At 61.3% G+C, this 23,317-nt stretch carries 19 protein-coding genes; 12 read left to right on the forward strand and 7 right to left on the reverse strand.

The features are described 5' to 3' along the window. The first annotated feature begins 18 nt into the window (after positions 1–18). Positions 19–3,765: a phosphoribosylformylglycinamidine synthase gene (locus tag DW925_RS06695; protein ID WP_117790665.1), complete on the forward strand. Its 3,747-nt coding sequence runs from the start codon at positions 19–21 to the stop codon at positions 3,763–3,765. A 304-nt stretch (positions 3,766–4,069) separates the two neighbouring features. Then, on the forward strand, positions 4,070–4,801 hold the full coding sequence (locus tag DW925_RS06700; protein WP_233540251.1) for a DMT family transporter: 732 nt from the start codon (positions 4,070–4,072) through the stop codon (positions 4,799–4,801). A 190-nt stretch (positions 4,802–4,991) separates the two neighbouring features. Here DW925_RS06700 and DW925_RS06705 read toward each other — a convergent pair whose 3' ends face one another. The 4 genes from DW925_RS06705 to DW925_RS06720 form a co-directional block, all read right to left on the reverse strand. Then, positions 4,992–6,134 (reverse strand): diguanylate cyclase, encoded by a 1,143-nt coding sequence (locus DW925_RS06705; RefSeq protein ID WP_158565755.1) that lies wholly within the window; start codon positions 6,132–6,134, stop codon positions 4,992–4,994. A 190-nt stretch (positions 6,135–6,324) separates the two neighbouring features. After that, positions 6,325–7,347 carry a 2-keto-3-deoxygluconate permease gene (locus DW925_RS06710; protein ID WP_117790667.1) on the reverse strand — a complete coding sequence of 341 codons (1,023 nt, stop codon included), beginning with the start codon at positions 7,345–7,347 and terminating at the stop codon, positions 6,325–6,327. 150 nt (positions 7,348–7,497) lie between these two features. Continuing rightward, positions 7,498–7,821, reverse strand: coding sequence for an AzlD domain-containing protein (locus tag DW925_RS06715; protein ID WP_035137063.1), 324 nt, complete (start codon positions 7,819–7,821; stop codon positions 7,498–7,500). Beyond that, complete coding sequence (locus DW925_RS06720) at positions 7,811–8,503, reverse strand: AzlC family ABC transporter permease (RefSeq protein WP_158551185.1); 693 nt, start codon at positions 8,501–8,503, stop codon at positions 7,811–7,813. Before DW925_RS06720 ends, DW925_RS06715 begins: the two co-directional genes overlap by 11 nt. Positions 8,504–8,629: 126 nt before the next feature. On the opposite strand from DW925_RS06720, the gene DW925_RS06725 reads away from it, so the two are divergent. Next, positions 8,630–9,442, forward strand: a complete 813-nt coding sequence (locus DW925_RS06725) for an HD domain-containing protein (RefSeq protein ID WP_117790668.1) — start codon at positions 8,630–8,632, stop codon at positions 9,440–9,442. On the opposite strand, the gene DW925_RS06730 is transcribed toward DW925_RS06725, so the two are convergent. From DW925_RS06730 to DW925_RS06740, 3 genes are read right to left on the reverse strand one after another with little or no spacing between them, the layout of a single operon-like run. Beyond that, the gene (locus DW925_RS06730) at positions 9,439–10,644 is read right to left on the reverse strand and encodes an electron transfer flavoprotein subunit alpha (RefSeq protein WP_117790669.1); all 1,206 of its coding nucleotides are present in this window, start codon (positions 10,642–10,644) and stop codon (positions 9,439–9,441) included. The genes DW925_RS06725 and DW925_RS06730 overlap by 4 nt on opposite strands. After that, positions 10,645–11,460, reverse strand: a complete 816-nt coding sequence (locus DW925_RS06735) for an electron transfer flavoprotein subunit beta/FixA family protein (RefSeq protein ID WP_089573320.1) — start codon at positions 11,458–11,460, stop codon at positions 10,645–10,647. 2 nt (positions 11,461–11,462) lie between these two features. Next, positions 11,463–13,064, reverse strand: a complete 1,602-nt coding sequence (locus DW925_RS06740) for an FAD-binding oxidoreductase (protein WP_117790670.1) — start codon at positions 13,062–13,064, stop codon at positions 11,463–11,465. 345 nt (positions 13,065–13,409) lie between these two features. On the opposite strand from DW925_RS06740, the gene DW925_RS06750 reads away from it, so the two are divergent. The 9 genes from DW925_RS06750 (at position 13,410) to DW925_RS06790 (ending at position 23,148) form a co-directional block, all read left to right on the forward strand. After that, on the forward strand, positions 13,410–13,706 hold the full coding sequence (locus tag DW925_RS06750) for a hypothetical protein (protein WP_089573322.1): 297 nt from the start codon (positions 13,410–13,412) through the stop codon (positions 13,704–13,706). Beyond that, complete coding sequence (locus DW925_RS06755; protein WP_117629648.1) at positions 13,703–14,212, forward strand: hypothetical protein; 510 nt, start codon at positions 13,703–13,705, stop codon at positions 14,210–14,212. Before DW925_RS06750 ends, DW925_RS06755 begins: the two co-directional genes overlap by 4 nt. A gap of 90 nt (positions 14,213–14,302) precedes the next feature. Next, complete coding sequence (locus DW925_RS06760) at positions 14,303–14,902, forward strand: hypothetical protein (protein WP_089573324.1); 600 nt, start codon at positions 14,303–14,305, stop codon at positions 14,900–14,902. 46 nt (positions 14,903–14,948) lie between these two features. Continuing rightward, a complete protein-coding gene (locus DW925_RS06765) occupies positions 14,949–15,164 on the forward strand; it encodes a hypothetical protein (protein ID WP_147349525.1) in 216 nt (71 codons plus the stop codon). Between the two features lie 18 nt (positions 15,165–15,182). After that, positions 15,183–16,613 (forward strand): hypothetical protein, encoded by a 1,431-nt coding sequence (locus tag DW925_RS06770; RefSeq protein WP_117645731.1) that lies wholly within the window; start codon positions 15,183–15,185, stop codon positions 16,611–16,613. 118 nt (positions 16,614–16,731) lie between these two features. Continuing rightward, the gene (locus DW925_RS06775; RefSeq protein ID WP_172622415.1) at positions 16,732–17,448 is read left to right on the forward strand and encodes a DUF554 domain-containing protein; all 717 of its coding nucleotides are present in this window, start codon (positions 16,732–16,734) and stop codon (positions 17,446–17,448) included. An 87-nt stretch (positions 17,449–17,535) separates the two neighbouring features. Continuing rightward, positions 17,536–19,290, forward strand: a complete 1,755-nt coding sequence (locus tag DW925_RS06780; RefSeq protein ID WP_233540252.1) for a TerB N-terminal domain-containing protein — start codon at positions 17,536–17,538, stop codon at positions 19,288–19,290. Beyond that, positions 19,283–20,587 carry an ATP-binding protein gene (locus DW925_RS06785; RefSeq protein WP_117790672.1) on the forward strand — a complete coding sequence of 435 codons (1,305 nt, stop codon included), beginning with the start codon at positions 19,283–19,285 and terminating at the stop codon, positions 20,585–20,587. Before DW925_RS06780 ends, DW925_RS06785 begins: the two co-directional genes overlap by 8 nt. A 116-nt stretch (positions 20,588–20,703) precedes the next feature. Further along, entirely contained in the window at positions 20,704–23,148 is a 2,445-nt protein-coding gene (locus tag DW925_RS06790; RefSeq protein ID WP_117629644.1) for a DEAD/DEAH box helicase, read from the forward strand. Positions 23,149–23,317 lie beyond the last annotated feature (169 nt).

Consider the following 23,317-nt stretch of genomic DNA (forward strand, 5'->3'; position numbering starts at 1 on the left):
TCAGGAAGGCAGGAACCAATGGTCTCTCGTATCTACGTGGAGAAGAAACCCGGGTTCGACGTCGAGGCTCAGCAGCTCAAGGGCGAGCTGACCGAAATTCTCGGCATCAAGGGCATCGAGGCCCTGAGGATTATCAACCGCTACGACGTCGAGGGCATCGACAAGGAGCTTTTCCGGTCCTGCGTGCCGACCGTCTTTAGCGAGCCCCAGGTCGATGTGACCTACGACGAGCTCCCCGCAAGCGATGGCGCCGTCTTTGCCGTCGAATTCCTGCCTGGCCAGTTTGACCAGCGCGCCGACTCCGCCAGCGAGTGCGTGCAGCTCATCAGCCAGGGCGAGCGCCCCGCCGTGCGCTCCGCCAAGGTCTATATGATCTCGGGCGCTCTGGACGAGGCCGCCATTGATGCCATCAAGCACTACGTGGTGAACCCCGTCGAGGCGCGCATCGCCTCGCTCGACCTGCCCGAGACGCTGTACATGGAGACCCCCGAGCCCCAGCCCGTCGAGGTGCTCGACGGTTTCCGCGAGCTCGACGAAGCCGGCCTTGCCGCCTTTATTTCCGAGCGCGGCCTTGCCATGGACGAGGCGGACATCGCCTTCTGCCAGCAGTACTTCCGCGATGAGGATCGCGACCCCACTATCACCGAGATCCGCGTGATCGACACCTACTGGTCCGATCACTGCCGCCACACCACCTTCGGCACCGTCCTGGACGACGTGACGATCGACGACGCCGTGGTGCAGCAGGCCTTCGACCGCTACATGGAGATGCGCCACGAACTCGGTCGCGACACCAAGCCCGTCTGCCTCATGGACATGGGCACCATCGGCGCCAAGTACCTCAAGAAGACCGGCGTCATGACCGATGTCGACGAGTCCGAGGAGATTAACGCCTGCACCGTCAAGGTGAAGGTCGATGTCGACGGCGAGGACCAGGACTGGCTGTTCCTCTTTAAGAACGAGACCCACAACCACCCGACCGAGATCGAGCCCTTCGGCGGTGCCGCCACCTGCGTGGGCGGTGCCATCCGCGACCCGCTGTCGGGCCGCAGCTACGTGTACCAGGCCATGCGTGTCACCGGCGCCGGCGACCCCACCGTCCCCGTGTCCGAGACGCTCGAGGGCAAGCTGCCGCAGCGCAAGCTCGTAACCACCGCTGCCGCCGGCTACTCCAGCTACGGCAACCAGATCGGCCTTGCCACCGGCCAGGTCAACGAGCTCTATCACCCCGGCTACGTTGCCAAGCGCATGGAGGTCGGCGCCGTCGTGGGCGCTACCCCGGCAAACCACGTGCGTCGCGAGTGCCCCGCCCCCACTGACAAGATCATCCTGCTGGGCGGCCGCACCGGCCGTGACGGTATCGGCGGCGCCACCGGCTCCTCCAAGACCCAGAACACCGAGTCCATCGAGACCTCGGGCGCCGAGGTCCAGAAGGGCAACGCCCCGGTCGAGCGCAAGCTGCAGCGTCTGTTCCGCCGCGGCGACGCCTGCCGCCTGATCAAGCGCTGCAACGACTTTGGCGCCGGCGGCGTCTCGGTCGCCGTGGGCGAGCTTGCCGACGGCCTGTATGTCGACCTGGACACCGTGACCAAGAAGTACGACGGCCTGGACGGCACCGAGCTCGCCATCTCTGAATCCCAGGAGCGCATGGCCTGCGCCGTCGCCGACGGTGACGTCGAGGAGTTCATGGGCTACGCCGCCGAGGAGAACCTGGAGGCGACCGTTATCGCCGAGGTTACCGCCGAGCCGCGCATGCGCATGGCCTGGAACGGCGTCGCCATCGTCGATCTGTCCCGCGAGTTCCTCAACTCCAACGGTGCGCCCAAGCACCAGGTCGCCCACGTCTGCGCCCGCAGTGTGTGGCAGCCCAGCTGGGCCGGTACCACGCTCGCCGAGCGCATGACCTCGCTCGTCACCGACCTCAACGTCGCTTCCAACAAGGGCCTTTCCGAGCGCTTCGACTCCACCATCGGCGCCGCGACCGTGCTCATGCCCTTTGGCGGCAAGACGCAGCTCACCCCAAGCTCGGCCATGGTCGCCAAGTTCCCCGTGGACGGCGAGACCACCACGGCGAGCGCCATGGCATGGGGCTTCAACCCCTATCTGATGGAGGCCGACCAGTTTGCGGGCGCCTACCTGTCCGTGGTCGAGTCCATCGCCAAGCTCGTTGCCGCCGGCTTTGAGCACAAGCGCACCTACCTCTCCTTCCAGGAGTACTTCGAGCGCCTGCGCACCGAGGCCGAGCGCTGGGGCAAGCCCATGGCTGCCGTCCTGGGTGCCCTTATGGCCCAGGTCGACCTGGGTGCCGGCGCCATCGGCGGCAAGGACTCCATGAGCGGTTCGTTTGAGGACGAGGCCGGCGAGCTCAACGTTCCGCCGACCCTGATCAGCTTCGCCGTCGCCGTGGGCAAGGCCGCCCGCGCCGTCTCGCCCGAGTTCAAGGGCCTCACGCACCGCGTCGTCCGCATCGCCCCCGCCACCTATGGCGAGGACTACCGCCCCGATGCTCAGCAACTGCTCGCCGCGTTTGACGCCGTCGAGGCGCTCACTGCTACCGGCAACGCCCTGGCCATCTCCACGCCCGGCTACGGCTGCGGCGCCGAGAGCCTCTTTAAGATGTGCGTCGGTAACCAGATCGGTATCGAGCTTGCCGAGGATGTAGACGTGGAGAGCCTCTTCACCCCGCTCTACGGCAGCTTTATTGTCGAGCTCGCCGAGGATGCCGAGCTGCCCGAGGTCGCCGACGGCGTTGTCGTCGAGCCCCTGGGCACCACCGTCGAGGGCTATGTCATCGACACCGGTTCCGAAGTCATCGAGCTCTCCGAGCTCCAGGAGGCCTGGGAGAGCGGCATCGAGGGCGTCTTCACCTACCGCAGCGCCGGCGAGACCCCCGAGGTCGAGACCATCGACTTCCGCGCCAAGGATATCCACGTGTACGGCGGCGCCAAGATCGCCCGCCCGCGCGTGATCATCCCCGTGTTCCCCGGCAACAACTGCGAGTACGACAGCGCCCGCGCCTTCCGTGCCGCCGGTGCCGAGGCCGACACCTTCGTGATCAACAACCTCACGCCCGAGGCCGTCGCCGAGAGCACCCACGAGCTTGCCCGCCGCATCCGTGCAAGCCAGATCGTCATGATCCCCGGCGGCTTCTCAGGCGGCGACGAGCCCGACGGCTCCGCCAAGTTCATCACGGCGTTCTTCCGCGCTCCCGAGGTCACCGAGGCAGTCCGCGACCTGCTCAAGGCCCGCGATGGCCTGATGCTGGGCATCTGCAACGGCTTCCAGGCCCTGATCAAGCTCGGCCTGGTGCCCTACGGCGACATCGTCGACGCCACGCCCGATGCGCCCACGTTGACGTTCAACACCATCGGTCGCCACCAGAGCCGTCTGGTGCGCACCCGCATCTCGTCCAACCTGTCCCCGTGGCTGTCGCAGTGCAGCCTGGACGACCCCTACACCGTCGCCATCAGCCACGGCGAGGGCCGCTTTGTCGCCAATGACGAAGTGCTCGCCCAGCTGATCGCCAACGGCCAGGTCGCCACGCAGTACGTGGGCGAGAACGGCAAGCCCAGCATGGATCTTTCCGTCAACCCCAACGGCTCCGCACTCGCCATCGAGGGCATCACGAGCCCCGACGGCCGCGTCCTGGGCAAGATGGGCCATGCCGAGCGTCGCGGCGACAACCTGTACCGCAACGTGCCCGAGCATGTCCCCGGCGATAAGTTCATGCCGATCTTTGAGAGCGGCGTGGCCTACTTCGCTTAAACCTTTCCCATCGGGTACAATCCCCTCGGGTAACAACACCCGCCACCGACACATCCGGTGGCGGGTTCTTTTTTGCTTCGCGCATGCAGGAAGGACATCATGGAAAGCCGCAAGCCGTATCTCGCCACCCTGCCCGGACTCATCCTGGGCTGTCTTGTTTGTTGCGCGCTCTGGGGATCGGCCTTTCCCTGCATCAAGATCGGCTACGCACTCTTTGGTATCCCGGCGCACGATAGCGCCTCGCAGCTGCTCTTTGCGGGCTTGCGCTTCACGCTTGCCGGCGCCCTGGTTATCGTTGGGATGAGTGCGGCCCAACGCCGCCCCCCTCATTCCGCAGGCTCGCGACATCAAGCCCATCTTTGTCTTGTCGCTCTTCCAGACTATCGGGCAGTACTTCTTTTTCTATCTGGGCCTCTCGCACGCCAGCGCCATGTCGAGCTCCATCATCGAGGCCAGCGCCAACTTCCTCGCAATCCTCTTTGCCGCCCTGGCATTTCACACCGAGAAGCTCAATACGGCCAAGGTGCTTGGCTGTGCGCTGGGCTTTGCCGGCGTCGCGCTCGTCAACCTCTCGGGCGCAGATGGCACCTTTGGCTTCAGGCTCGATGGCGAGGGCTTTATCCTAGCCTCCACAGTCGCGGGTGCTCTTTCGACCTGCCTGATCGGCATCTTCTCGCGCAAGCACGACGGCGTCTTGCTTGCCGGGTGGCAGTTCTTGGTCGGCGGCCTGGTCCTCACCGCCATCGGCTTTTTGATGGGTGGCGCGCTCTCCCCCACAGCGATTGTCCCCGCCATCGTGCTCATCATCTACATGGCGCTTATCTCCGCGGTCGCCTACTCGCTGTGGTCGCGCCTGCTTGCCGTCAACCCCGTCAGCCGCGTCTCGGTCTTTGGATTTATGAACCCGGTCTTTGGCGTACTGCTGAGCGCACTGCTGCTTGGCGAGGGCGCCGGCACGAGCCCCGTTACTGTCATCGTTGCCCTGCTCTTGGTCTGCAGCGGCATCATCATCGTCAACAAACCCAAAAAAGCCTAGAGAGCTCACCTTTTTAGGGAGAACCTTCACACACTTTAGCTTAATGGAATGCACTGGTTCTCGTTGATTTCGCACCGAGTCGCGGCGGCAGACGCCCGTCTTGCCGCACCGCGCCTGGGCATTATGACCGGTGGCCCCCACAAACGCAAAAGGAGCGCACGACCATCGCAACGGTCGTGTGCCCCTTTTCCTAGCGTATCTGGACGCCGGCTTTCTTCTTCTCGCGCTTTACGCGGTAGAGCTCCGCGTCGGCAGCACGAAGCAAGTCTTGCCAGGTATCGACGCCATCACCAACCCGTGCGTAGCCGATGGACATCCGCAACAGATACGAAACCTCGGCGCGCGCGAGCTCATCGTTGATTGTCGCGCACAGATGCATGATATCCTGTTCCGCCACTGCCTTTTGGAGCACCACGAACTCATCGCCACCATAACGTGCGATAAAGCCGCCAGACGCCGAGCAGACTTCTTTGAGCGCAGCGGATATGACCTGAAGAGCGTGGTCGCCCTCCACATGCCCATAGCGATCGTTAATCTGCTTAAAGCCGTCGGCGTCCATCATAAGCAGATATACATCTTCGGCCTGATCCACATTTGAGAAGAGCGACAGCATATAGGTCTCAAAACGGTTGCGATTGTTAAGTCCAGTCAACGGGTCGGTCGAGATGAGCTGCTCCTGGTAGATGATGTAGAGCAGCAACATGCTAATCATTATGCCGACACAAAGGCCGGGCACCGAGTATACGACCTGAAAGGTACCGCCCACCAGGGCTGGAATGGCGAAAAATGCCAAGGTTCGATAGATGGCCTTCGTCTGCAGGCTCTCGACCCTGCGAGATTGCACAAATGCATGCAGGGACGTATGTATAACGTAACAGTAGCTGACGATGGGCTGGATCATATAGGCAAAGCCGCGACGATACACGCCCTGCGAATCGATATAGAACAGGGCGTGCGTCCAGTAACTGGTAAACGCCAGCACGACCACCAGAGCCGTAGGCAACGCTACAAGCACCACCCTATAGCGCGAGGTCAAAAGGCGAGAACCCTGCACCGTCTCGGAATAGATAAACCAAATGAGACACGCGATAGCAAAGAGCGAAAACGAAACCGCGTTGGAAATCCAGTTGGCAGCAATGCCCAACGTGCCGTCCACACCGTCCGAAAGCGTCCAGATCATATCGAATAATATGTACGCGGCAGAGGTGTAGCCAAGCATGCTAAACAATAGCTGCTGGGTGCTCGAGAACAAGGAGCGACGACTTCGCACGGCAAGCCCGATAAGAACAATCATGCATAGCACGAATATCTCAATCTTGAGTGCCTTAACCACTAGCGCCATCCCTTCAATACCCAAGTGGTCAGAATCGCCCAATTCGAATCAGGGCAATAAACACCCCTTTACTCCGCAGGGGTAAAGGGGATAATAGCAGAGCGCCCGAACATCACTGCAAAACAGTTTCTGTTCGGGCGCCCATACGGCGCGAATTGCACACGCCGGCATCATTGATGGGTATCGATTGCTACTCGCCATCGATGTCAGTCGCGACGGCCTCCTCGATGGCCTCGACACCGACAGGCGACAGATCCTCCTTGCCTTGGCAGAACTTCTTGTCGACCCAGCCAGTCAGAATCGGAGCCATGATCGCCGTGATGATAACGGCGGTGGCGATCTGAGCGCACGCGGTGGGCGCAAGCTCGGCGTAGCGCGGTGCGACCTCGGCGAGGGCAACCGGTGTGGTCATAGCCGTGCCGGCAATGGTGGAGCAAGCCACAGCGGCCTTGCCATTGCCGCCGCACAGACGCTCGAACGCAAAGGTGATGGGACCGACGACAAACAGCGTGACAAGGCCCAGCAAGATGCCGGAAATACCGCCGGTGATAAAGCTCGACAGGCTCATGGACGCACCGAGCTGAAATCCGATGACGGCAATCGCGGGATTGGCACCGGGAACCAGCAGGTTCTTGATAAACGGGAACAGGTTGCCCAGAACCATGCCAATAACGAGTGGCAAGATGGAGCCGATAATGGTGCCAATGGGAATGTTGGCGAGGCCGGAAACACCGAGGATGATCATCGTGACGGCGGGGCCAGCCGTAAAGAACAGGATACCGACGGCGCCCTGCTCGGACTCATCGCCGAACTCGCCCATGATGCCCGTATAGAGCGCCATGTTGCAAAACGTGATGCCGCCGATGATAGACACGGAGCTCAGACCCAGGAAGTTGTCGTTAAAGCAATATGCCACGCCCAGGCCGAGAGCCGCTGCGACGACCAGCTTGGGGATCAGCACGACGATACCGGTCTTGATGGCACCCGGCGTGGACTTAAAGCTGATGCCGGCGCCCACAAACAGCAGGATCGCGGCGACGATGGTATTGGAGCCACCGCGGCAGGCAGCCGTAAAGAAGCCGCCGATCTCAAAAACCTGCGGGCAGAAGGTGTTGAGCAAAAGACCGACGATCATCGGATAGATCATGATGTCGCCCGGGATGCGCGGAACCTTGAATTTCTTTTGCTCGTTGGCGGTTGCTTCCTGTGCCATGAAACCCCCATTTCCGCTGACGGGGTACAAAAGCCCGCGTCACGCTTTGCTACAGTAAAGTTTGACCATGGTACCAGAAGAAATAGACCAGCTCGGTGAAAAATCCGACGAGTTGGGATGGAACGAGATTCGGCGCCCGCGACGCCACCCCTATATAAGGCTCAAGACAATATAGAGTACGATGCCCGAGACGCAGCACCACAGCATCGATTTTGTCTTGACCGCCACGACCACGACGCCGGCGGCCGCAATCCAGGGAACCAAGGCAGGCCAGAGTCCCGCGTCGAACGCGCCGGGGCTCACCAAGTCGTTGGCGACCAGCGCGGCAAAGGCGGCGGGCGGGATATAGCCCAGGGCCTCGGTAATGCGGGGCGACAGGGTCCGCCCGCGCAAGGCGAACGCCGGCGCGATGCGAAAGAACGCGATAGCAGCCCACGACGACAGCCACAGAACCAAGAACTCGTTAACGGGCATCGCGGGCACCTCTTCCGTCAAATACAGCATCGCACGCCAACGCAATGGCCATGCCGGCCACGACGCTTGCCGGCACGGCAATATTCGTGAGGCCCAAGAACTTGCATACGGCGACGGACACCGCGCCCGAAACCGCCGCGACAACGTTGCCGCGCGACAGCCGCTGCGAAAAGAGCAGGCAGATAAAGAGCGAGGTGCAGACAAAGGCTGCAATGGCGGTGGGAACATCGACAACGGCGCCGACGATGGCGCCCATCGTACACGAAACGCCCCATGTTGCGATGAGAATCACGTTGAGCACAAAGGACTCGCGCGGGCCCCAATCCTCCCCTTCAACCAACTTGGCAAGCGAGATGCCATATGCCTCCTCGGTAAGTGTCGCGGCAACAGCCAGCGTCTGACGCTTCGAGGCACCCGTCAGATGCGGCGCGATCGATGCCGAGTAAAGCGCAAAGCGCGAGGAGATGGCAGCAACGCTCGCGACGATCGATGCTGCAGGCACGCCCGCCAGCCACAGGTTGCAGATCATAAACTGGCCGCTGCCCGTCACAAACGTGCTGCTCAGGGCAAAGACCATCCAGGGTTCCATTCCCGTCTGCCCCATGATCATTCCGCACGGCGCGCCTATTGCAACATAGGTAAGCATCACCGGCCAGACGGTTTTAAAGATCCTAAGGACCATGCCACTCCCATTCTGGTAAGTCGTCTGCAGCGCACCTCGCAACGCAGCAGAAATATCAACCGGTGGCAATAAAGTTCGCCTACAATTGCCACCGGATCGAAAGACACAACTTTTTAGGAAGTCATTATGACAGCTATCGATCGAGACCAGGCGCGCGCAGCCTTCAAAAGCTACACCGATGCCTACGACGCCACCAACCCACGCATCGCGCTCAAAATCGAGCATACGTACCACGTGGCCGAGGCATGCGATGCCGTAGCGCGCGAGCAGGGCTGGTCGTCAGATGATATTGACTTGGCATGGCTTTGCGGCCTGCTGCACGATATGGGCCGCTTTGAGCAGCTGCGACGCTGGGACACCTTTAAGGACGCCGAGAGCATGGGCCATGCAGCGCTGGGCATCGAGGTCCTCTTTGGCGAGAATCCCGCCGATGCACCCGCCGTGACGAGCGTCCGCGACTTTATCGATGACCCGGCAGAAGATGAGCTCATCCGAGCGAGCATTGCCTATCACAGCGATTTCCGTCTACCCGCGCAGCTCGACGAGCGCACGCGGCGCTTCTGCGAGATCGTGCGCGATGGCGACAAGATCGACATTATGCGCACCATCGCCGACAGCACCGTCGACACCATCCTCAAGGTGGATGAGGACACGTTTCTCGCCAGCCACTTCTCGACACCGGCGCTTACCGCCTTTGACGAGCATCGCTGCGTCGCGCGTGACGAGCGCAACGAGCCGGCGGACTACCTGGTGGGACTCATCTGCTTTATGTTTGAGCTCGTCCATCCGGCAAGCCGTGCACTGGCGCGCGAGCAAGGCGATATCTATCGCCTGCTCGACGCGCCCTTTGGCATTACGCGACCCTTTACCGACCCCGCCGCGCAGACAACCTGGAGCCGCCTTAAGGACGAGCTGCGCCGCTGGCTGGCAAGCGCTTAGCACTCGAGCTGAGCCAGCAGTTCCTCAACGATCTCAACGGCATCGCCGACGACCTTGTACTGGGCGGCACCGAAGATGGGGGCATCCGGGTCCTCATTGATGGCGACAATGCACTCCGCCCCACCGATGCCGGCGAGATGCTGGATAGCGCCCGAGACACCGATGCTCACGAGGAGCTTGGGCGAGACCGATACACCCGTCTGGCCAATTTGGTGGCGATACTCCAGCCAGCCGGCCTCCACCACGGGGCGCGTGCAGCCAAGCTCGGCACCCAGAGCCTCGGCAAGCTTTCGCATCAGCGGTAGGTTTTTCTTGGAGCCGATGCCGCGGCCCACCACGACTAGACGCTCGGCATCGGCAATTGAGGCCTGCTGTCCCCACTCCTCGGCGGGAATCGAGATCTCGACACGGGCCTTAACGTCATCCGCTAGCACTACCTGGGCAATCGTGCCGGAGCGGCTATAGTCAAACTCGGGCGCCTTAAAGATGCCGGGGCGCACCGTTGCCATCTGAGGACGGTGGTTGGGGCAGATAATGGTGGCCATCAGGTTGCCGCCAAACGCCGGGCGCGTCTGCTGCAGCAGACCCGTCTCCGTATCCATCGAAAGCACCGTGCAATCGGCCGTAAGGCCCGTCTGCAAGCGCACGGCCACACCGGGCGCCAGCTCGCGACCAAAGGCGGTCGCGCCGTACAGAATGGCCTCGGGCTTGCGCTCGGCTACCAAATCGCAGATCAAGCGGGCGTAGACCTCCGCGTCGTTCTGACGCAGGCGCTCGTCACGACAGACCAGAACTTCGTCCGCACCGGCGCAAATCAGATGCTCCAGGTCCCCGAGTGAGCCCTCGGGGCTCATGCCGACCAGTGCCACCAGACGGCAGCCGCGGGCATCGGCAAGCTCGCGCCCCTTGCCCATGAGCTCGAAGGCCACGGATGCAACGGCATCGTGCTCGTCAGTCTGCACGAAGATCCAGATGTCTCGATATGCGTCAAGGTCTGCCGCGCCGGCGGCCTCGTCGCGCTCAATCGAGATGGCGTTGACGGGGCAGGCGTCGACGCACCCACCGCACAGGATACAGCCGTCGGTTACGCGGGCACAGCGATTGGGGCGCTCACCCTCCACCACAATGCCGCCCGAGGCGCAGGCGCGAACGCAGCGACCGCAGCCGATACAGGCTTCGCTATCGATAATCAGCCCGCTCATCTATGCCATCCCCTCAATAATCTTGGCAAGTTTTACCGCCTGCTCGGACGCCGTTCCCTCGACGGCCTCGCACGTTTGGTCACGGTCGGGCACAAACGAGCGCACGACCTGCGTCGGTGATCCGGCAAGGCCGCAACGCGAGGGATCGGCGTTTACGTCGGCAGCGCTGGCCACACGCACGTCTGCATCCTCGGCCGCGCGAATACCGGCAATACTCGGCATGCGCAGCTGGCCAATCTCCTTGGCAGTCGTCATCGCACACGGCATCTCCAGGTACACCGTCTCCTCGCCGGCATCGCAGCCGTGAACGAGCGCCAGCGAGCCACACGTCGTAAATCCCGCGCTCTGCACACAGCTCACGTCGGTCACGCAGGGGACCCCAAAGGCGCCGGCCAGCTCGGGGCCGATCTGGGCCGTATCGCCGTCCACCGCCATCTTGCCGCAGATGAGCAGGTCAAAGTCCTCATCGAGTGCCTCGATGCCGCATTTGAGGGCATAGGTGGTGGCTAGGGTATCGGCGCCCGCAAAGGCGCGATCGGTCAGCAGCAGCGCGTCGTCGGCACCGCGGGCGATGCAGTCGCGCAGCAGCGATTCGGTCGCGGGGATGCCCATCGACACCACCGTCACACGCACGTCCATGCCAAAGCCGATAAAGTCGTCCTTCAGCGCTAGCGCACATTCGAGGGCACTTGCATCGAAGGGATTAATGACCGCCTGCTTGCCATCACGCACGATAGTATTGGTCTTGGGGTCCATCTTGACCTCGGTGCTTCCGGGCACCGCCTTGACGCACACCACCATATGGAAATCACTCATCTTCACGCGCCCCCTTTCTGGACGAGTTCATCCAAGAGCTTCTCCGTAAACAGGTTGCCGCGACCCAACTGGCCGGCAGGATCGAGCTGGAGTTTGAGGCGCGCCGACTCGACCATGGCCTCGTGGCCGTACATCGTCTCCAAGAAGCCCGCCTTGATCTTGCCGACGCCGTGTTCGGCAGAAACGGCACCGCCCATGGCCGTGACCTCGGAAGCCCACTGGGCAAAGAGCTCTCCACCACGACGGTAGTCTTGCGCATCGCGCGGCAGGATGTTCACATGCAGATGGTTGTTCCCGATGTGTCCCCAGGCAGCAGACTCAAGCCCGCTTTCGGCCAGCGTGCGGCGATAGAGGGCCATGACATCGGCAAGGCGTGCATTGGGCACCGACATATCCGATCCCAGCTTGGTAATGGTGGGGTCGGTGCGGCGACGCTCGTCAATGAGCATGTTGACGCTCTCGGGCACCGCGTGGCGGAAGAACCGCTGGCACTCGCGATCGACTTCGGTGCGGGCGACCCATGTCGCATCGTCGCGGCCGCCCGCAAACTCCAGCACCCATCCAAGGTGGTACAGCTCCTCGGTCGCCTGCGCCTCGTCATCGCAGTCGAGCTCCACGTAGACACAGACCTTTGCCTCGTCGTCGAGCGCCGGCAGCGAGGCAAACGCTGTCGACTGCTCGCGCTGGCGACGCAGGATATCCAGGGCGCCAGCATCGAAATACTCAATAGCGGCGGCATGGGACAGCACGGGACGCACGGAATCGGTAAAGGACACGGCCTTGTCTTCGCTATCGAAAAAGCAACTCACACCCCATACGACCGAAGGTGCCGCCTGCAGGGCGATCTCGAGCTCGGTAATGACGCCGAGCGTGCCGCACGCACCGATAAAAAGATCGATGGCGTCCATATCGTCCGCAACAAAATACCCCGAGGCATTTTTGGTCTTGGGCATGGTGTAGTCAGGAAGATCAAGCTCGAATGTATGACCCTCTGCCGTCACGAGCGACAGGTGGCGGCCCTGGGCAAAAGCCTCGCCGCGCTGAAGCTCAAGCAAATCGCCATCAGCCAGCGCGACGTGGAGTCCCGTGATATGCGGGCGCATGGGGCCGTAAGCGTAGCTGCGGGCGCCGGAGGCGTTGCATGCCGCCATGCCACCCAGACAGGCAGATGCCTCGGTGGGATCGGTGGGAAAGAACTGCTCGGGGGACTCTTGGAACTCCTCGTAGGCCTCAAGCGATACCTGGTCCCAACCAGCGGTCGGCAGTACCTTCTTGCTCAGCTGCTTACGCAGCTCCGAGAGCACAACGCCCGGCTCCACGCGCAGCAGAAATTGGCCTTGTTCATCGCGGCGAAGGCCCAAGTAGCGATTCATACGGGAAGTATTGAGGATATGCCCACCGTGGGGCACGGCACCGGCGGCAAGGCCGGTTCGGGCGCCCTGAACCGTTACCGGGACACGCTCGGCATGGAGCGTTTCCAAAATGGCACGGACCTCGTCTTCCGTTGTCGGAAACGAGATGCTCGATGCTTCGCCCGATGCACGAGATTCATCGCGGCCATACTCTTCGAACTCATCGGTGAAGGGTTTAATGGTTGCAGACACGCGAACTCCCCCTTTAGCTAACTACAGTGTTTGCAGGGAGATGTTACCGCATCGTTTCGTCGACGTGTTCGAGACCGTCTCCATAATTGGCGATTTTTACGTTTGTGCAATTCGGCGAACGGCAAGGCTTCCTCGGCAGACGATGCTTTTGACACATATCGCCCCGCCGTCGCCGACCGCTCGATTGTCGCTCGAAAAAAGTTGAAGTAATTTTTCCACCTTTTACCTGCGGAGATGTCAAACCGTCAAGCATTTGGTCAGAAATTGGTCAAGTAGCGGCTGATACGGTCGGCGTCGACAGCCAAAACCGATAGAAGTTTTGGCCCCAGAAGCAGGGAGGTTCCCATGGCATATTACTGGCCCCAGTACGGCGTCGCCATCGAGGTCGACGACGATCCCTATCTCCTGCCTTTCGACGAAGAGGCGTTCCCCGATACGGCGGTCTACCACGTCACCACCGATGTTATCTGCGACCCCGAGTCGTTCTCGGCGCTCGCCCACCACATCGCGCGTATCCACGACATCGAGCTCCCTCACGACTTTGACGAGCTCATCTACTCGCGCCGCCTGATGCTTCACATGCTCTTTGGAGCGGACCCGTCCACGTTCGCACGTGTCTACACCACCAAGGACGCCGCATGAGTGCGAAGAAGCCGCCCCGCCTCGCAGGACTGGGGCGTCGCAAGAAACTCGTCGTTGTCTGCCTGGCTATCGCCTGCGCCCTCATCGCCGTAGGGCTATACGCCTGGCAGTCGCAGCCCGTGCCCGAAGCGGGCGCCTCAGTCACGACGGCAGAGGGTAAATCGCGACAAGAAATCCAAGATGAGCTCGATGCCATCGTCCGCGACAACATGATGACGATTTCGGTCGCGCCGGTCGCTCAGCTACAGGAGGACGGCAAGCTGCGCGTCAACGTGCAAAACGTCCAAGACAATAAATTTCCCCAGCGATTCCGCGTCATCCAAAACGACGAGACCATGTACGAATCCGGTGTGGTCGAGACCGGCAAGACAATCGAGACGTGCCCCGCCGGCGACATCAAAGAAGGCGAGGCATACATCGAGATCCAGGCACTCGATGCCAAGACCCTCGACAGCCACGGCAATCCGACACGTGTCAAGGTACGGGTTGAGCAAGCCGAGAACTAGCTTTTTCGGCCGACGCGACACCGCACGCAATTCACCAGCATTCGTCCAATCATCGCGGGGACGGCCCGCGGCGAATAGAAAGGAACGACCATGGACATCACCAGGAACATGAACGGAGCCAGAGCGCTCGTCGTGGGCGCAGGGCTCGCGCTCGCGCTCGCAATGGGCGCCGCCCCGACGCCAGCTCTGGCAGCCGGGCGCGTTGGAACCACGAAAGTAATGGTCAGGACCGAGATCGACAACGTAGAGTTCAAAGTTCCGACGGTTATTCCCTTCGTCGCCAAGGCCGACGGCACGCTTCAGGGCCCCTCAGAAGACGCGACCACCATCGACAATCATTCGGCCTACGGCATCCATGTCACCAACATGAAGATCGACGCCATGAACACCTGGACCATTGCCGCCGACGCCAAGGCCGGAACCGCGCAGAATTCCATCGACTTTAAGGTCGGCCCCGACGGCGCACTCCAGAACGCCAGCGCCGCAATGCAGGAGACGGGCCTCGATCTTTCCAAGAATGCAGCCTTCGACATGGGCTACCAGGGCATTGCCGGCGGCACGGACAAAATTAAGCTCAAGACAAGCGGAAACGTCGCCCGCGTCACGCGCGACATCTTCCGCGTAACCGGCGAAGGCGATCAGGTTGCAACGATCACCTGGACGGTCGAGCCCGGTGCGCACACGGCATAAGGCCGTCGCCCTGGCCGCCGTCAGTATCCTAGCGTTTGGGCCAGCCATGGCCTTTGCCCAGCAAGAACAGGCGCAGGCCGCCACGCAAGTGACGGTCGACCTCTCGGAGCTCGACCGCGGCAACCGCAAGGAACCGTTGGCACAGACAGACGACAGACGATGGCTCTTGGCAGCAGGCGCCACGGCAGCAGGTGCGGGAACCGCCGGCCTCGGTCTGCACATCAAACGCAGCCAGAAACGAAACACGGACAGGCCGCACTAAATTAGCTAAGGAGACCCCATGGCATCGAAGAACCTTTTGCCCGTCGTCGCACTCTGCGGCGCGCTCGCAACCGGAACGCCTGTCGCCGCTTGGGCGACTCCCGTCATGGCAGACTCCTTACCAGCAGCCCTAAGCTCCGCACCAAATCCGTCGAGCGCCATTGCGTGCAAGCGTTTTTCGTTCGCACAGGCCGCAATCTCAACCTCGGGATGCCTTCGTCGTAATACGGACGGCTCGATAGTCGTGGATATCAATCGTTCGAACAAGGCAAACGGCTCCCAGGCGGGGTGCGCCGTCTGCACATGGCGCTCGATTGTGCTCGATGCAGATGGCGATCCGTGCGATTTGGGGTTGCGCATCGATATCGCTTCGGTCGATGACTCGGCGAACGGAGCGAAGGTCGCCTTCGACGGTGCGTTTTTCGAGAAAGGAGGCGGTATATGTCTGGGCTGCGCCGCCGCGAATGCAGACGATGTGCAGCCCACCCTCTCATTCACGGCATCGCTGCGGCTGACCAAGGCGGGCACCGATGCCATCGCGGCGGGAGAAGCATCCCTGCTGTTCTACGCCGTCAGCACCAAAGACACAGACGCTCATTTCGAGAAGTCAGCCGGATCACTCAGCCTTACACGAGGGATAGAGGCAGGCCCTATTGAAATCGATGCCCACGCGCAAAGCAGGCAACGCATTCTTGCCGACCCGGCGCTTCTCGAAATGGAGTGGAACGGATCCGGAGCCATCGGGATTGTCCCCTCCGCGCTTGACGCCAAGACGCTCCCCTCAAACGACGAACCCATCAACGCAACCATACAAGAAGAGAGCACGGACAAAGAAGCAGGTGCGGGCGACACGCCGTCGCCGACAAACAGCGTCCCAGCTTCTTTCGAAGCACCGAATGAGCCCGCTACCGGTCCAAACGATCCCGAGCTCGCGGACAGTCTGGGACTTGCTGATCCTCAGGAGATCGATGAAGGTAACTGCTGCGTGCTTGCCGCCCTCGACCACACAGAGGTCATCGATGCTGCAAACATCGAAGTTGCCGCCGCCAATCAGCCCGTCCGCAAGTCGGCCATCATCGCATTTCCCGAATCCATCGAAGTCGTCTTTTTGCCATCGGGCGAGGTCGTGGCCCCAACACTGCTCACCTTGTTGGGCGCCAAGAATACTCGAAACGAAATTAAAAAGGTCACGGTTGTCGACCCTGCAACCACCGCTAAACTGCGTCTATACGCCGTTGCCCCAGACGGAGGCAAGACCTTGGAATTCGATGGCGACACACTTCTAGCCTGGCGACGTCTGGACATTATGCAAGACGTCTCGTATCAGATCGAACTCGAAGGGTTTGATCGTGCCCGCGATGCCAATATCATCGCCGCGGCTATTGAATCCCCGCAGCGGCTTATGACACTGCGCTTTGACTACTACCCCTATGTCCCGACAACCACCTGAGGCTTAAATGCTGCGCATCATTCCTAATACCACTTATATAACGTATTAGATGAGTCGCGATGTGCCTCGCATTTCGTTCTGCTACGATTGCCACGTTGGCATCAATACAGGAGGGCTCATGCCGGGCTTGGGAACAATCATCAACGTTGCGCTTTTAGTTGCGGGCGGTCTTTTGGGATTAGCGGGCGGCCGCTTCATTACACCGCGCATCCAAGACACGCTCATGAAAGCATCGGGGCTGTGCGTCCTGTTTATCGGCCTGGGCGGCACCATGCAAAAGATGCTCATCATCGATGGAAAGGCGCTAGCGACCACCGGTACCACCATGCTCATCGTCTCATTTGCGCTCGGTTCGCTCATCGGCGAGGCCATCAACTTGGAGGCCGCCATCGAGAACCTTGGCGAATGGCTCAAGCGCAAGACTGGCAGTGAGGGCGATAACGAGTTCACCAACGCTTTTGTCTCGACTTCACTCACCGTGTGCATCGGCGCCATGGCCATTGTGGGATCGATCCAGGACGGCCTGCTCGGCGACTGGTCAACGCTTGCCCTCAAGGGCGCACTGGACTGCATCATCGTCTGCACCATGACGGCCTCGCTTGGCCGCGGCTGCATCTTCTCCGCCCTGCCCGTCGCCGTGTTCCAGGGGACGATCACGCTGTTTGCCGGCGCGCTCTCCCCCATCATGACCACAGCAGCCCTCAACAGCCTTTCGCTCGTAGGCTCCATGCTCATCTTCTGCGTCGGCGTCAACCTCATCCGTCCTCAGACCTTCCGCACGGCCAATATGCTTCCCTCCGTCGTCATCGCCGTCATATACGCCCTCCTGTTCTAAATCTAGCAACGCAGCGGTATCTCGAACATCTGTTTGATGCTGTGCTATGATATGAGGACACCGTAGCTGCGTTCGAGAGGAGGAGCGGTGGCCGACCAGGACATCAAGATGCTCATCGAGCGCATTATGGCCGAGGCCCGGACCCATCAGTCCGCCCGCTTCTCAAACGAAACCTACGCAGACGAGCCGATTCTCAAAACCGGCCGACAGATGCAGAATTTCCTCCCCGACCAGTACCGCAAAATGCGCGAGATATCGCGCTGGCAGGATGACCCCAAGGGCGGTGCGGGCCGCTGGCTTTCGGAAGCCGAGCTTTTTTACCGCCAGGGCCTGCTGATGGCCGACTTTGAGGACGACTGTCCCTACAACGGCACCTTTAAGTCGTACTTTCCCACCTACAACGCCATGAGCGACCGGCAACTGCGCGGCTACTTTACCTGGCGTGCCCAAGTGCGCCGCGGAACCGTCGAGGAAACGTCTACGTCCTTTGCCTTTCTGTATCTCTATGAGCTGATCTGCGGCATTGGCGTAGATAATCCACTCGATGGTTTTAACAAGATCAAGGCTTTTTGGGATGTCTATCGCGCCTTCGAGCCCGGCATCGACCGGTTTGCGCGCGTGTGGCTGCAAGATTACGCCGTGTTCCACGGGCTCGACCCCAAGCTGCTTCGCGACTCTAAAACCGTCATGTTCGATAACGCCCTTATCGAACTGCGGCGCGCGGCACGAGACCTTGTACCGGCACCGTCCGGCCAGACCCCTAAGCGTCGCAAAACCTCCGAGCCCACGCTCCCCCTTCCGCCCGATGAGGTGCGCGAGGAGCGACTCATGGCCGCCATCAACGCCCTCTCCACGTACAACCTAAGTAGCTCGCGGCTCGACCGCAGCCACCACCGTGATCTGCGCCACGTGGCGTGCGCCGTGTATGTCCGCATGGCGCGCTACTATGACACGCACCGAAAGACCGGCATCGTGGCAAGTTTATTTGGGGAGGAGACGGCCATGCCCTACACCATGTTTGCCTCGGCCGTATTCTTTGCGCCCGAGCGCCACGAGGACTGCGAATACCGTCTGGACCCCATCCATATCTACCGTTGCCAAAACGGTTTTTGGGAATGCATGCGGATTCACGGCAGCAGACAAAAGAGCAGCAAACTTGGCGAGATGATGCGCGCCTGCGACCAACGCCTGCGCCTGGCCCTGGACCCTGCCCATCCCCTTAAGGAAGAAAAGGTCCCCAAATATCTGGCCAAGATTATCGATGACGAGATTGTGGCATGGCTTTCGTGGGACGCCGCACACCAGCCCGTCAAGATCGATATCGATCTGAGCCAGCTGGGGCACATTCGGAGCGCTGCCGCACAAACGCGCGAAGCGCTTTTGATCGACGAGGAACGCGAGGACGGCGCGTCCGCAGAAGCCGAGGCAGCGGACTCAGGGCAACCGGAAGCCGAGCCCGTAGCCGACGCGACGGTCGAGGCGGTCGCGGCGGCCGCAGGGCAGGACGAGTCCGACGAGCCGACCATATCCACCGAACAGTTTGGTGTCGTGGCACCGCTTCTCGCGCCGACGCCCGCGTTCGCAGCTGCTACGCCCGCTGACGCCACAAACGAACTCGCGCCCGCCGCAGACGCCTATCTCCGCGCGCTGCTCGAGCACAACGCAGTACAGGCGGAATCGGCGGTAGTGCAATCGGAGCAGAGCGAGGACATGCTCGTCGATACCATCAACGAGGCGCTCTTTGACCTGGTGGGCGACACCGTAATTGAATTTAGCGCAGCAGGGCCGCAGATTATCGAGGACTACGAAGCAGACGTGAGAGGATACCTAGACCATGAGTGATACCGCATCCGCAGCACCTCGCGTGCCCAAGCGCGTCGCTGCCGTCATTCTCAACTCGCTCAAGGGCGGCGTGGTCCCGCGCATCGGCCTTCCTTACATCACCGTAGGGCGCGAGGTCGAGATCCGCGCCCTGCTCACCGATCTGAGTCTCATCGCCGACGGTGGCGCGAGCTTCCGCTTTCTGGTCGGTCGTTACGGCGCCGGCAAGAGCTTTTTGCTCCAGACTATCCGCACGCACGCCATGGGCGAGGGATTCGTCGTCGCTGATGCCGACCTGTCGCCCGAGCGCCGCCTGCAGGGCGGTCAGGGACAGGGCCTTGCCACCTACCGCGAGCTCATCCGCAATATATCGACCAAGACGCGCCCCGAGGGCGGTGCGCTCAACCTTATTCTGGATCGCTGGGTCGCCTCGTGTGCCGACGTCGACGAGTCGGTCGTCAATGCCCAACTGGCCCCGCTCGAGGAGATGGTCCACGGCTTCGACTTCACCCGCATGCTCCGCCGCTATCGCATGGCCGCATCCGGGGGCGACGAAGAGACCATGAGCCGCGTGACCAAATGGATTCGCGGCGAATACCGCACCAAGAGCGAGGCACGCGCCGAGCTGGGCTCCTCAACCATCATCAGCGATGACGACTGGTACGACTACGTCAAACTCATCGCGCGTTTTTTGGTCTGCAGTGGCTACAAGGGCATGCTGGTGCTCATCGACGAGCTCGTGAATCTGTATAAGATTCCCAACGCCATCACGCGCCAATACAACTACGAGAAGATCCTGACCATGTACAACGACACGCTCCAGGGCAAGGCGCAGTACCTAGGCATGATCATGGGCGGCACGCCAACCTCCATCGAAGACCGCCGCCGCGGCGTGTTCTCCTACGAGGCCCTGCGCAGCCGACTCGCTCAGGGCCGCTTTGCGCGCGAAGACCTTAAGGACATGCTCGCGCCCATCATCCGCCTGCAGCCACTCACCTACGAGGAGCTGCTGGTGCTGATCGAAAAACTCATGCAAATTCACGCCGGCTACTTTGGCTGGACGCCCACGCTTACCGAGAACGACTTGGTGGACTTCCTCAAGATCGAGTTCGGTCGCGTGGGAGCCGACACGCATCTGACGCCGCGTGAAGTCATTCGTGACTTTATCGAGCTGCTCGACATCCTATGCCAAAACCCCGACGCCAACGTGGCCGAGCTGCTGCAAAGCGTCGGCGGCGACGCGTTGGCGCCGGCAACCGCAACAGGCGACACCGGCACCGCAGGCGGCGACCGCAACTTCGCCGAGTTCACCATCTAACCCACCAAAAAGGGACAGGTTTATTTTGGCAGGTTTTATCTGGGCAAACGTTGAAGCAGTAATGCAGCAAGCCGTTGCCAGCCGCGTTGAGAGATTCGTTGTTGAAAGGAGGCCCCGTGAACGCCTTTGACCGCTACGCCCCGTTTATCCAAGACTTCATCTACTCCCACGATTGGGAGAGCTTGCGCTCTATCCAGGTTGCGGCGGCAGATGCCATCTTCAACACACAGGACAATGTGCTCCTGACGGCATCCACGGCTTCCGGCAAAACCGAGGCAGCCTTCTTTCCCATCCTGACCGAGTTTTGGGAGAACCCGCCCGCAAGCGTGGGCGCCCTCTACATTGGCCCCCTCAAGGCGCTCATCAACGACCAATTCTTCCGCCTCAACGACCTGTGCGAAGAAGCCGATATCCCCGTCTGGCACTGGCATGGCGATGTCTCGCAATCACACAAGGCCAAACTCATCAAAAAACCGAGCGGCATCCTACAGATTACGCCCGAGTCGCTCGAGGCACTCCTGATCCATAAGCACATGGCGATCCCGCGCATGTTTTGCGACCTGCGCTATGTGGTTATCGACGAAGTCCATTCGCTCATGCGCGGCGACCGCGGCGGGCAGACGCTCTGTCTTATCGAGCGCCTCTCGCGCATGGCAGGCGTGCAGCCCCGCCGCATTGGCCTTTCGGCCACCATCGGCGACCCCGAGCGCACGGGCGCCTTTCTCTCGCAGGGAACGGGGCGCGACTGCGTTATCCCCCGCTTTGAGGAACCGCGCCGCGTGTGGCGCATCTCCATGGAGCACTTCTACAACTCGGGCCCCCAGGCTCAGCAGCGGGGATTCATGGGCACAGGTCCTCAAGAGGCCGAAGTACTCGCGTGCGAGCGCATCGAGGCAGCGGCATCCGCGGCGCTGCCCGCCGGCGCCCAAGACATGCGTCACAGCGGACAGCTCACACAAGAGGAGCGCCATCAACGTCGTGAGCGGGCACGGGGCAAGGCCGCTCCCAAGGACCGCCAAACTTCCTCGGCCCCCGAGGGCGAAGTCGACATCCCACGAGCGACCGAGCAGGCGCTTCTCAACCCCACCGACACGGCGCCCGACAACGCCGACCCCGGCATGGGCTATATCTTCGAACACACCCGCGGCCGCAAATGCCTGGTCTTTGCCAACTCGCGCGAGGAGGCAGAGGCCGTATGCTCCATGCTGCGTAGCTACTGCGAGAGCCGGCACGAGCCCGACCGCTTTCTCATCCACCACGGCAATCTTTCGGCATCGCTGCGCGAGACGGCAGAAGAGCTCATGCGCGACGAGGAACAGACACAGACGACCGTCACCACCTCTACGCTGGAGCTCGGTATCGATATCGGCCGCCTGGAGCGCGCCTTCCAGATTGACGCGCCGTTTACCGTCAGCTCCTTTTTGCAGCGCATGGGGCGCACAGGCCGTCGCGATCTTCCGCCCGAGATGTGGTTTGTCATGCGCGAGGAAGAGCCCGAGCCGCGCACGATGATGCCCGAAACCATTCCCTGGAAGCTCCTGCAGGGTATCGCGCTCGTACAACTCTATCGCGAGGAAAAGTGGGTCGAGCCACCCGAGCTCGATCGTCTCCCCTACAGCCTGCTCTATCACCAGACTATGTCGACCCTCGCCAGCACCGGCGAGCTCACGCCGGCCGAACTTGCCCAGCGCGTGCTCACGCTCAGCTATTTCCACCGTGTCTCGGCAGACGATTACCGTGTGCTGCTACGTCACCTCATTAAGATCGACCATATCCAGGTCACCGAAGGTGGCGGGCTCATCGTGGGTCTCGCGGGCGAGCGCATCATCAACAACTTTAAGTTCTACGCCGTGTTCCAGGAAAACGAGGAGTTTACCGTCCGGAGCGAATCGGCCGAGCTGGGCACGATCGTTAATCCGCCCCCGCCCGGTGAGCGCATCGCCATCGCCGGACACTGCTGGATTGTCGAGGAAGTGGACTGGAAGCGCCACACTGTCTTTGCCACGCAGGTCAAGGGCCGGGTGCCGGCCTACTTTGGCGACTGCCCCGGCGACATTAACACGCATGTGCTCGAGCGTATGCGCCAAGCGCTCACTGAGCACGCAGCATATCCGTACCTTATGGGTAACGCACGGGCTCGCTTGGCGCAGGCTCGTCATACCGCCGAGATTTCGGGCGCGGGAACTAAGCCGCTCATCAATCTGGGTGGCGACACCTGGGTGCTCTTCCCCTGGTTGGGCAGCTACGCCTTCCTAGCACTCGAGCGCATGCTTAAAATCAAATGCGCCGCTGAGCTGGGCCTTCGCGGACTCGACCCGTCACGCCCGTACTTTATGCAGTTTAAGATGAAGGCCGACGAGGAGACGTTCTTTGAGGTGCTCGCCGCCGAGGCCGAAAAGGACTTCGATCCCATCGAGCTCGTCTATCCTGGCGAGGTGCCTTACTTTGACCGCTACGACGAGTTTGTTCCCGAAGAGCTCGTGCGCAAGGGCTTTGCCGAAGGCGTGCTCGACATAGAGGGCATGAAGCAGCGTGTCCGCAGCTGGCGCGACCACGCCTGAGACCAGTCTTTCTGGGACGGGGCTTGTTGAGCTACTTCTTGGCCAGGCGCCGGCAGCATGATTTTTCTGGGACGGGGATTAAAAAATCATTCTGTACCTAATGATTTTTTAATCCCCGTCCCAGAAAAATCATGCCCGTAGCTAAAAAAGCCCCGTCCCAGAAAGACTG

Origin of the sequence: Collinsella sp. AM43-1 (genome assembly GCF_003467925.1) — a bacterium.
GTDB lineage: Bacteria > Actinomycetota > Coriobacteriia > Coriobacteriales > Coriobacteriaceae > Collinsella.